Raw genomic sequence first — 10,851 nt, forward strand, 5'->3', positions numbered from 1 at the left:
ATCAGCGACCCAGCAACACCGTTTGCATGCGCACCTGCGCTTCCTGAACCACCCTGGCTTTGGCATTCAGGTCCTGCAGCAGCGTGTTCAACTCAGTCTGCACCTTGGGGTCCGTCACTTGAACCACGGAGCCATTGATCTGGATCTGCGCTTTGTGGGCGTCGACGTAGTCAGCCACTTTCAGGCCCGAATCAATGGTGCCGTTGACTTGCGGCATCACGGTCAGGAGCGTGTTGGCCGGTAGGGTCACGGTGCGGTCATAGGCGCTGTCATACACCGTCTTCAGATCGTCAGGCTGCTTGAGCTGGGCATGGGCGGCATCGGCTTTTGCCAACTCTTGCTTGAGCTGCACGACCAGGTCATTCAAGCCGGTTTGCGCAGTCTTGATATCGTCACGGCGCTCGATCACGTCGCTCAATGAACGGAACGCGCCTTTCTGCACGAAGCCGTTGAGGGGTTTGATGCTCGCGTCCATCCCGCTGTTGAAGTCGGTGATCACGGCATAGTGCTGGCTGTAATCGCCGAACGATTTCGATTCATCCGGGGTCAGCTTGGGCACGTGCACGCCGGGCTTGTCGATGATCCGGGTCTGCAGGAACTGCTTGAACGCGGCACGCTGGTCAGGTTCGCTGCTGCCACAGGCGGTCAGTAGCAGAGGCAGTGCAAGGGCGAGTAACCAGTGGCGGGTGAGTGAGACGGTCATTGTCGGAGAATCTCCAGAAGTGATACGCCCGTGGCAGATGGGCCTGCCGAAGGCTGTGAATGTCGATGCTTCGATGCCCGGGGCAACCCCTGAACAGCCGTGAGCGAAGACACGGTGGGTTGAGCAGCGTTCAGGCAAACGTCGGCGCAGTGGCTGGCCGATCATTCGCAGGTGTTTCCATGAGCAGCCCAAGGGTGCTGAGAAACAGATCATGGCTGAGGATGCCGGTCGCCAGGGTCGACAGCACGACCTTGCCCGCCGCATCCCGAATCTCGATGGTCTCGTTCCAGCGGCTGTGATCCATGCTGCGCAGCGCGGACATCGGCACCACGCTGTTCTGAATCAGCACGGCGTCGCGGGAGACTACGATCGGCTGGGTGTCGACGTTGAGGAAATCGCCGCCCATGCGCTTGCGCCAGACCTGGGCGCCGTTGAGGCAGTTGAAGGTAACGCTGCCACCGGCGTGCAGAGTATCGAGGACCACGGGCTGACGCGCGTTGAGGTACAGCTCGCGGAAGGTTTCCATGAAGGTGTAGAAGCCCTTCAACGAGGGCAGCACCCGGTGGAAGGGCTCGCTGGCAGTGCGACGGAACGCCAGGTTGGTGATCAACCCGGTGTAGGCCACCTGCCCCGAACTGAACAGGTAAAGGTCCTGAATCTCGGCGAACGGCACGTAGGTGCGGGCGCCCCGGGTCGTGTGCGCAACACCGTGTTCATACAGCTCATAACGCGTCTGGCGCTGCTTGTTCTGCCACCCATAAAGCCCCAGTACGATCAGCCCGAGCACGGCCAGGAAAGCGCTGGTGGCATAAATCATCATGGCGGGGCTGGAGACGTTCAGGGGGGTGCCACGGGAAGTGTTCAGTTCGACAGGGCCGGCAGCGCTGTGGGGCAGGATCGTCCCCAGATACAGAACAAACCCGGCCAGGGCCAGCAGGACCACGCCGAAAATCAGTAGAAAAACCAGAAAGCCTTTGCCGTAGCTGAAGCTGGCGACGCGCTCGCCAGTGGCGGGTGCCGCAGTGGAGGCTGTTTGCATCGCGAGTGTGCGTCCCTGTCAGAAAATATGGATCAGCGCCGTCCGAGGTGGCTTGGCGGTGGGTTGACTGGCGCCGGATGAACGAGGCTGGCGCAAATGAAACCGTCTGTAACCGTCATGCTAGATAGCTTAAGCAGAAATAAATTCCCTTTGGATCCCATTATTTTGTAATTTTGCGGCATGTTACGCCGTCCGCGCAGTGAAGGCGCACACAAGGCGCAGGGAAGCTTGAACCCCTCCCGCCGATCATTCTCAAATCTGCGCACCCAACCTCCAGGCTCAGGGAAGACACCGCTTATGAACGATAAAACGCACACAGGGTTTCGCCCATGATTGTCGGGATTGACCTTGGCACGACCAACAGCCTGGTCGCGGTCTGGAAAGACGATGCCAGCCTGCTGGTGCCGAACGCCCTGGGCGAGGTGCTCACCCCGTCCGTGGTCGGACTGGACGATGAGGGTCGGATTCTGGTCGGGCAAGCCGCTCGCGAACGCCTGCACACCCACCCTTGCGTGACCACTGCGCTGTTCAAACGCCACATGGGCAGCGCCCACACGATCAACCTGGGCGATCACGCCTTTCGTCCCGAAGAGCTTTCCGCGCTGGTGCTCCGCAGCCTCAAGGAAGACGTCGAGCGTGCCTATGGCGAAACCGTTGTCGAGGCGGTCATCAGCGTCCCGGCCTACTTCAGCGACGCCCAGCGCAAAGCCACGCGCATCGCAGGGGAGCTGGCCGGCCTCAAGGTCGACAAGCTGATCAACGAACCCACTGCTGCCGCGCTGGCATTCGGACTGCCGCAACACGGAAACGAATGCTCGTTTCTGGTGTTCGACCTGGGGGGCGGCACGTTTGACGTGTCGATCCTCGAGCTGTTCGAGGGGGTGATGGAAGTGCGCGCCAGTGCCGGTGACAACTTCCTCGGTGGCGAAGATTTCGACCGGCTGCTGGCCGAGGCTTTCGTTCGCACCCAAGCCGACCAGCCAGGCTTTCCCGCCCCCGAATCGGTCGCTCACGCGCTGCACCGCGAAGCCCAACGCCTGCGCATTGCCCTGGGTCAGGCGCGCAGTGACGCGTTCGTGCTGCGCGTGGACGGCCGGCAGTGGCAGCAGACCTTCACCCAGGAGGACATGGCCGCGCTGTATGCGCCGTTGCTCGAACGGCTGCGCAATCCGGTGGAACGCGCGATGCGCGATGCCAGGCTGCTGGTCGGCGATCTGGACGAAATCCTGTTGGTCGGTGGCACCACGCGTATGCCGCTGGTGCGCAAACTGGCGGCGGGCATGTTCGGGCGCTTCCCCTCCATCCAGCTCAACCCGGATGAAGCCGTGGCCCACGGCGCGGCGATTCAGGCGGCGCTGAAATCCCGGAATGCCGCCCTCGAAGAAGTGGTGCTGACCGACGTCTGCTCCTACACCCTGGGTATCGAGGTCGCAGAACGGGTCGGCCGGCACCGTGAGCATGGGCACTATTTGCCGATCATCGAGCGCAACACCACGGTACCGGTCAGCCGGGTCAAGACCGTTTACTCCGCCGAAGCGGGGCAAACCGGCGTGACGGTGAGCATCTTCCAGGGCGAAAGTCGCCTGGTGCGCGACAACATTCCCCTGGGCGAACTGGCGATTCCCCTCCCCCCGCAAAATGAAGGCAACGTCAGTCTCGACGTGCGCTTTACGTACGACAACAACGGCATTCTCGAATGTCAGGTCACCCTCCCCAGCACGGGCGAGGCGTTCGCACTGGTCATCGAAAACAACCCCGGCGTGCTCAGCCCTGAAGAAATCGCCGAGCGCCTGCAAGCCCTCGCCGCGCTCAAGATTCATCCGCGCGATCAGCAGGTCAACACGCTGCTGGTTGCGCGCCTGGAGCATCTCTACCAGGAGAGCCTGGGCGACCGCCGCGAACTGATCGGTGACTGGGCAAGCGTGTTCCAGCGTGCCCTCGACAGTCAGGACGAACGCCTCATCCGGCAGACGCGCACGGAGCTGAACGAGCGGCTCAAACAGCTGGAACGCGGCGGGTGGCACTGACCCATGGACGCGACGTTCGATTGCTGGACAATTCTCGACCTCCCTGCCCGCTCCGATGAGCGCAGCGTCAAACGCCAGTACGCCAGACTGCTGAAGGTCACCCGCCCGGACGAAGACCCCGTTGCGTTTCAGCAACTGCGTGAAGCCTACGAACGCGCGTTGCAGCTGGCCCGCGAGGGCGACGATGGCGTTGGCGGTGACACTTCGTTTGTACAGGCTTCGGCAGCGCCTCTGGTGCAAAGGCCTGCGCCGGTCACTCGGCCAGTGGTGCGTTCCGCACAGGAGCAGGCCGCCGAGCTGCTCGAACATTTCAACGACGATGCCGTTGACCACTGCTGGACTGAAGCCGTCGCAAAAGGCATCGAAGCGACCGTCGAAGCCTTGCTGTTCGTGCGTTGCGTGCAAGCGCCAGACGCCAGCCCGAACCTCTTGCGATGGGGCCTGGAAACCCGCCAGTGGCTGACCCCCTGGCAGCAGGTTCGTCCTCGGCAATCCGATCAGGAGCGGCTGGGCCATTTGCTCTCCCTGGGGCTGTACCACAGGCTGGAGCAGTACATGGCCGCCGGCGAGGAAACCCGCTTCATTGACTGCCTCGAGCACCACTGTCGACAAGGCTGGCTGGGCGATTTAGCCCGCCGCCAGACGCTTCAGGTGCAGGTGCTGGACCTGTTTTTCAACCACGGAAACTGGTCGCCGGGGTTGTTTGAAAGGGTGCGACAGCTGTTCGGCTGGGACACCGAATCAGCGGTTGTTCCCGTCGTCGATGAGCAATGGCACACCCTGCTCGCCCGCAATGAAGAGAAGAAATGGCTCGGCGAACTGCGTGCGCTGGCGCGTCTGGGCGAGCAGCATCCGACCCCCTCTGCCAATGCGGCTGCGCTGTTCCTGACCGGTTCGTCTGCGGAACGCCTTCAGGCGCGCGCCGCGACATTCGCCGAGGCTGACTGGCAGGCTTGCGAACAATTATCCCAGGCGTTCATCACGCGGTTTCCCGACTGGCCAAAGCGGTTCCCGGACAACAATCCGTGGTTCTGGAAAGCACTGGTAGGGCACGAACGTCCTCAGCACGTCATGAAGCGGGCCTGCGCCGCCATGACGATTACCCTCGCCCTCGGCATGAATGGCCTGCACCCCGCCGAGCTCCCGGTCATGGTGATCATGTCGCCGATCCTGATATTGCTTGGGGTGCTCAGCGCGTATATGGGCAAATGGTTGCTTGAGCATTGGGTCACGTTCACGGAATCCTTCTACGACCTTGATCAAAGCGTCAGCGCCTGGTGCGCACGCCACCAACTGACGCGGGATCGGCGGCATCTGGTGATCCGCAACAGCGTACCCATGCTGGCCGTGGCCTTCATTCTCTGGAAATGGCTGGGACTGCTGGGCGTGGTCACCTTTGTGGTCACCGGCCTGATCGGCAAACTGCAACCTGGACGCGCGGCGCCGGTGGATCGCCAATACCGCTGGCGCCGGCCCTTGCAGGCGATCTACCGGATCGCCGGGATCAGTGTGCTGCAGTGGCTGTTCTGTCTGTTCATGGTGGGTCTGATCCTGTATGTGCAACAGAACATGCCCGGCACGCTGTTGACCCAAGGCGCCTGAGAGCCGGGCGCTGCGCCAGGTCGCCGGGCTGAACGTTGCGCTGAAAGGCCTCGGCGCAAAGGCCCGAGGCCCCGTGGCCAATAAAGCCGCAGCGTCAACCTAGAGCCGAATGTCCTCCGGCCGCTGGATCAGTGCCTCGATGCGGGTGCCGGTGAGCTGCTCTTCATTGGAAAACCCGTCATACCGCGCCAGCTCACCGAAGCTGATGCCGGTGAGCTGCTCGATCTGCACGACGCTGCGTCGATAGGTCCTCAGTGCACCCAAGACCAGTTCCAGCTTGCCCAGCTCGCGGGTCTGGTCGATCAGGTACGCGCTGGCCGAAGGTGTGCCGTCATCGCCGAGGAACGCGACGACTTTCCAGAAGGCTCTGGGAATTTGCACGCCCCGGTACAGCGGGTCGTCACTGCGCAGGACCGGTCCGGTAAAAACCGTGGCGCGCTCCTTCCAGCGGCGGGTGTTTTCCAGGATGAAGTCTTCGAGCTCCAGCCAGGTTTTCTGGTTGAAGGCAGACATCTGCGGCGAGCAGTTGGTGAAATGGAAGGTGTCCTGATTGGCGGTCTGCGCCTCGGCGCCCCAGTTGGGGTCCTGCCGGCGAACCAGGTGGCCGCGATCCAGCAGGTTGTCGCGGTACAGATCGTCGCCAATCTGCGCCTCGACCGGCAGCCGGCCGTCGTAGGCCCAGGCGTCCTGACTCCGCACGATCTCGACGCTGCTGCCCCCCTCGATGTTCACGCCGACGTACAGCGCGATGCGCCGGCTGCGCGACATGCTGATGGAGAAGTGGGTGTAATCCAGACGATTGCCCGGGTTGCCCAGGGGGTAGACATCGTCAGGCGTGGATACCGTTGGCCACGGCACCACGAACTCCCCGAGAAATTCATCGCTGTAGCCTGACCGGCCTTCCAGTTGCGACGCCGGCGTGACCCGCCCCTGAGGGCTTGATCGCAGCGCGGTGGCATGGGATGACGGGCCGGCCGTGATGGGCTGAAGATCAGCAAGACGGGGGCGATAGGCGAGATTCACCTGAGCGTTATGTGTCGGCATCCTGCTACCTCTTGATTGATGAGGCCCAATCGGCGGGCCTTGTTGATACAACGCAAAGATCATGTACCGCACAGTGTGAATATCACATGACCTGAAGAGGCGGTGGGTATCGGTTAGCTGTGGTGCCCGAAAGGGCCCCTTCCCGGCTGAAGCCGGTCCCACTAAGAAACCTCATCCCCCCGTAGCCCCGGCTCTGTCTGTGGGACCGGCTTTAGCCGGGAAGCTTCTGATCTGCTTTTGATGTTCATACACAAATAGCCCAGACACCACCAGTCGCGACGTGGGTGCAGGCTGAACGCAGGTCTCGCGCAGTGGGCCGAGCCGCCCTGACCCAATACTTGCTATGATCCGCCCCCGCGCGCACGAACGTGTCGAGAGCCCCTGCCTGCCGTTCAAGACCTGCGCCAGACGATCAGATCGTAAAACCGGTTAACGCCCCAAAGGAACCCGAATGCAACACGCCACGTTGAACCGTTTCTACGCCGGGGTGCTCGCGCTGCTGCTGTGCATCACCGTGCCAGCTTTCGCACTGGCTGCGGCGGCGCAGGTCGCGCCGCAAGCCACAACACAGCCCGCCAGCCAAATCAATGCGACGCCGGAAGCCGAGGCCCCGAGCCTGGATGACCTGAGCGAGCAGCTCGACCAGATCCGGCAAAAAGTCACCGTCAGCGCCAATGACGATTTGCTTTCGAGCCTGCGTCAGGCCGCGCTGCAGGTGCAGAAGCAAGCCGATGACCTGATCGCCAAGCAGGCGGTCGACATTGAGCACCTCAACGATCAGCTGAACATCCTCGGCCCGGTGCAACCGGACGAAGCGCCCACCCTGACCAGCCAGCGCAAGACCTTGACCGCCCAGAAAAACGCGCTGGTCAGCGACGAGCGGCAGACCAATACCTTGAGTCAGTCGGCACGGGACCTCGCCACACAGATCTTCAGCCTGCGCCGCAGCCTGTTCGATTCGCAGATCAGCACCCGCACGGCAAGTCCCCTCAGTTCGGCATTCTGGTCGACCCTGATTCGCCCGACCGATGACGATCTGAGGCGCATGAACGGCCTGCTGGACGACGTCCGCAGCGTGTTCACCAGCGCCCTGGCGCCCGGCAACCGCCTGCTGTTTGCCAGCGTGGTGATTGGCGCGCTGTTGATCTGGGTGGTGGTGCGCCGCCTGCTGGAGAGCCTGTTGATCCGCCTGATGGTGCGCTGGCTGCCAGAAGGTCGCCTGCGCCGCAGCGCCCTGGCACTGGCGGTCGGGCTGTCGACAGTGGTGACGATCACCGCCGCTACGTCCTTGCTGCGGTGGGGCATCGTCAGTAATGCGGTGCTCAGCAACGACGTGGTCAACCTGCTCGACCAACTGCAAACGCTGATCACCTTCTGCGCCTTCATCGTCGGCCTGGGCCGCGCGTTGCTGATGCTGCCGCACCCCTCGTGGCGCCTGCCCAACATTCCTGACGAAATCGCCACCGCCATGGGCCGTTTCCCGGCCGTGCTGGCCCTGGCGTTGATGATCATCGGCACCCAGGAACGCATCAACAGTGTCATTGCCAGCAGCCTCGCGCTGACCGTGGCGGTCAACGGCCTGACCGCACTGGCCGTTTCGCTGGTGTTTTTCTTCGGCCTGGTGCGCTACCGCCGCACCCGTCGCCGGTGTGCCATCGAACGTCCGGGCGGCCTCGCCGGGTTGATTCCCTTCGTGGTCGCCGTCTGGGTCGGCTTGAGCCTGCTGGCGCTGCTGAGCGGCTACCTGACCCTGGCCTACTTCCTCGCCGTCAAGCTGTTGTGGATGAGCGTGGTGGCGTCAACCGCCTACCTGCTGGTGGCGTTTTTCGGCGACGTCTGCGAAACCCTGCTGTCGCCCAAGCAACCCGGCGGCATGGCGCTGGGTTCGGCACTTGGCCTGTCCCCTCGCCATCAGGCCCAGGCGAGCACCGTTCTGGCGGGCGTTGGCCGGAGTTTGCTGTTGCTGGCCGCGGTGCTGCTGGCCTTCCTGCCGTCGGGCTCAAGTCCCGGAGAGCTGCTCGAAAGCTTCACCCGCATGGAAGTCACCGACAAATCCCTGGGCGCCCTGAACATCGTCCCAAGCGACATTCTCATGGCACTGGGCTGCCTGGTCGCCGGCCTGTTTGGCGTGCGCGTGCTCAAGGACTGGTTCGGCGAACGCCTGCTGCCGGAAACCAACATGGACGCCGGCATGCAGGCCTCCCTGGTGACCCTGATCGGCTATATCGGCTTTGTGCTGGTGATTGCGGTGGTGATGTCCACCCTGCACATCAGCCTGACGAACCTGACGTGGGTCGTGAGTGCGCTGTCGGTGGGGATCGGTTTTGGTCTGCAGGCCATCGTGCAGAACTTCATCTCGGGCTTGATTCTGCTGACCGAGCGGCCAGTCAAGGTCGGAGACTGGGTGAGCCTGGCGGGGGTCGAGGGCGATATCCGCCGGATCAACGTGCGTGCCACCGAAATCCAGATGTCCGACCGCTCCACGGTGATCGTGCCGAACTCACAGTTCATTACCCAGAACGTGCGCAACGTGACCATGGGCAATGCATTGGGCGTGGTCGGGATTTCCCTGACGCTGCCGCTGGAAACGGATGTCTTGCAGATCCGCGAATTGCTGTTGCAGGCTTTCACCGAGCACGAAGCCATACTCGATACACCAGCGCCGTCGGTCACCTTCAAAGACTTGACCAACACGGGCCTGATCATCAGCGCGAGCGGTTTCGTCAACAGCCCGCGTTCGGTGGGCGGTGCGCGTAGCGACCTGTTGTTTACCGTGCTGGGCCGCTTGCGGGAGATGGGCATTGCGCTGTCTGCACCGCAGAGCATGGTGTTGATTAATGACGGCCTGGGCAAGGAGCAGCCGCCGGCAGTCGTCGATTGATTCGTCTGCCGCGCTGAGGTGCGCGGCGCGTCAGTCGAGCCCTTCATGACTGACGCGCGGCGCGCCCACCGGAATCAGCTCACGTCTTTGTTCGGGTCTTCCGCATGGGCCCACCGATAATCCAGACGCGGCGCGAACACTTTGATGCGGCGCTTGATCTTGATCAGGATCGGGTCATGCACAGGCTCCGGATCTTTCAGGAATGCGGTCATCACGGCGCTCAGCGCGTATAAGCCGCAGAATGCCCAGACCACGCCTTCAATGCCGTAACTCTCATTGAAAATCGCGACCACCGCCGGGCCTACCCATGTCGACGCACCTGCACCCAGGCTCAGCACCGACAACGCAGCGGCCTTGTTATTAGGCGCCAACGCCGGTGCAAGCGCCGACAGCGGCACAAAACACGCCAACGTCAGGCCGTAGAACGCACCGAAGATGGAAGCGATCAGGAAGTCGTGGGGAAACGCTTGTGGCATGAAGAAGAACAAAGGCGTGCTGATCGTGCTGCCCACTGCGCCAAACCACAGGATCGTATTGCGATAGCCGATCTTCGTGCTGATCACGCTGGAGCTCAGATTGCCGATGATGTTGAACACAAAGACGATGGTCAGCAGGCGTAGCCACTCTTCCAGGGTGAAGCCCACGGTGTGCATGAAGAAGCCGGGCATGACCACCAGAAAACCGAACATCGACGAGGTGTTGATCACCCGGACAAGGGCGGCCAGTGACACTTTCGGACGCGTCCACATGATGGTGATGTTCTTGGCCATCGACACCATCGGCCGCTCACCCTCGGGGGCGAGTCGACGCATGCCGTGGGATTCGCGCATCCCGATCAAACCAATCGCACCGCCGATGACCACCAGGGCAAAGGACAACCAGAAAGTTTGCAGCGCGCCGATCAGCGGGATCGCGGCGCTCGCCACCAGAGAGCCCAGCATCGGCAAGCCTGCAGCGTAAGCGACCCAAAACCAACCCACGGCCATGCCCATTTTGCGGGATGGCGTGGAAGCGGCGATCCAGACCAGGAAGCCGTAAGCGAACAGCGGATAACCGAAGCCGCGCAGACCGTAGGTCAGCAGAATCATCGAGTAGCTCAACTCCTGCAGGCCGTAGATCAGGAAGAGCACTTCAAACACGCTCCAGATGATCAGCCCCAGGAACATCACCCGTTTCGGGCCCCAGAGGTTGGAAAGCGCACCGGCGAGCCACGATGAAATGCCGACCGTGATGCCGTAGGTGGTGAAGATCATGGCGATTTCGTCATCGGGCATGCCGCGATCACTGAGGAAGGGCGAGAGGTAGCCGAGTTCAACGCCATCGCCGATCATGAAGATCAGCAGGCCGACAAAGCCCCAGAACATGGGATAGGGAATACCCACTTTGTCGCAGAATCGTGAGAGTGGAGTGTTCGGAGTGGATTGATCGCTCAATTTTCCGTTCCTTTTTTGATGCATGACGCTTGGGCGCGCCGAATGAATGGCCTCGATGAGGTTGGAAGGCAGGTGGGGTGCACAGATTTCCGCTTCGGGCAGCGAGCAAAACTGGCTTATGG

General features: G+C 62.2%; 7 protein-coding genes. 3 read left to right on the plus strand and 4 right to left on the minus strand.

Translation table 11 applies throughout. The features are described 5' to 3' along the window. Position 1 precedes the first annotated feature (1 nt). Complete coding sequence (locus QWI18_RS19210; RefSeq protein WP_192130353.1) at positions 2-703, minus strand: DUF3053 domain-containing protein; 702 nt, start codon at positions 701-703, stop codon at positions 2-4. A gap of 130 nt (positions 704-833) precedes the next feature. Next, positions 834-1,742, minus strand: coding sequence for a hypothetical protein (locus QWI18_RS19215; RefSeq protein ID WP_369319576.1), 909 nt, complete (start codon positions 1,740-1,742; stop codon positions 834-836). 329 nt (positions 1,743-2,071) lie between these two features. Between QWI18_RS19215 and QWI18_RS19220 the strand changes: the two genes are divergently transcribed. Together QWI18_RS19220 and QWI18_RS19225 are read left to right on the plus strand one after the other, a co-directional pair. Next, positions 2,072-3,769: an Hsp70 family protein gene (locus tag QWI18_RS19220; RefSeq protein WP_369319577.1), complete on the plus strand. Its 1,698-nt coding sequence runs from the start codon at positions 2,072-2,074 to the stop codon at positions 3,767-3,769. Between the two features lie 3 nt (positions 3,770-3,772). Further along, positions 3,773-5,371, plus strand: a complete 1,599-nt coding sequence (locus QWI18_RS19225) for a hypothetical protein (RefSeq protein WP_369319578.1) — start codon at positions 3,773-3,775, stop codon at positions 5,369-5,371. Between the two features lie 99 nt (positions 5,372-5,470). Here QWI18_RS19225 and QWI18_RS19230 read toward each other — a convergent pair whose 3' ends face one another. Then, entirely contained in the window at positions 5,471-6,415 is a 945-nt protein-coding gene (locus QWI18_RS19230; protein ID WP_369319579.1) for a DNA/RNA non-specific endonuclease, read from the minus strand. A 451-nt stretch (positions 6,416-6,866) separates the two neighbouring features. Between QWI18_RS19230 and QWI18_RS19235 the strand changes: the two genes are divergently transcribed. Beyond that, positions 6,867-9,296 (plus strand): DUF3772 domain-containing protein, encoded by a 2,430-nt coding sequence (locus QWI18_RS19235; RefSeq protein WP_296313569.1) that lies wholly within the window; start codon positions 6,867-6,869, stop codon positions 9,294-9,296. Between the two features lie 74 nt (positions 9,297-9,370). Here the strand turns inward: QWI18_RS19235 and QWI18_RS19240 are convergent, their stop codons facing one another. Then, on the minus strand, positions 9,371-10,729 hold the full coding sequence (locus QWI18_RS19240) for an MFS transporter (protein ID WP_369319580.1): 1,359 nt from the start codon (positions 10,727-10,729) through the stop codon (positions 9,371-9,373). Positions 10,730-10,851: the final 122 nt, after the last annotated feature.

It is taken from the genome of Pseudomonas sp. W2Oct36, from assembly GCF_041060465.1.
Taxonomy (GTDB): domain Bacteria; phylum Pseudomonadota; class Gammaproteobacteria; order Pseudomonadales; family Pseudomonadaceae; genus Aquipseudomonas; species Aquipseudomonas graminis_B.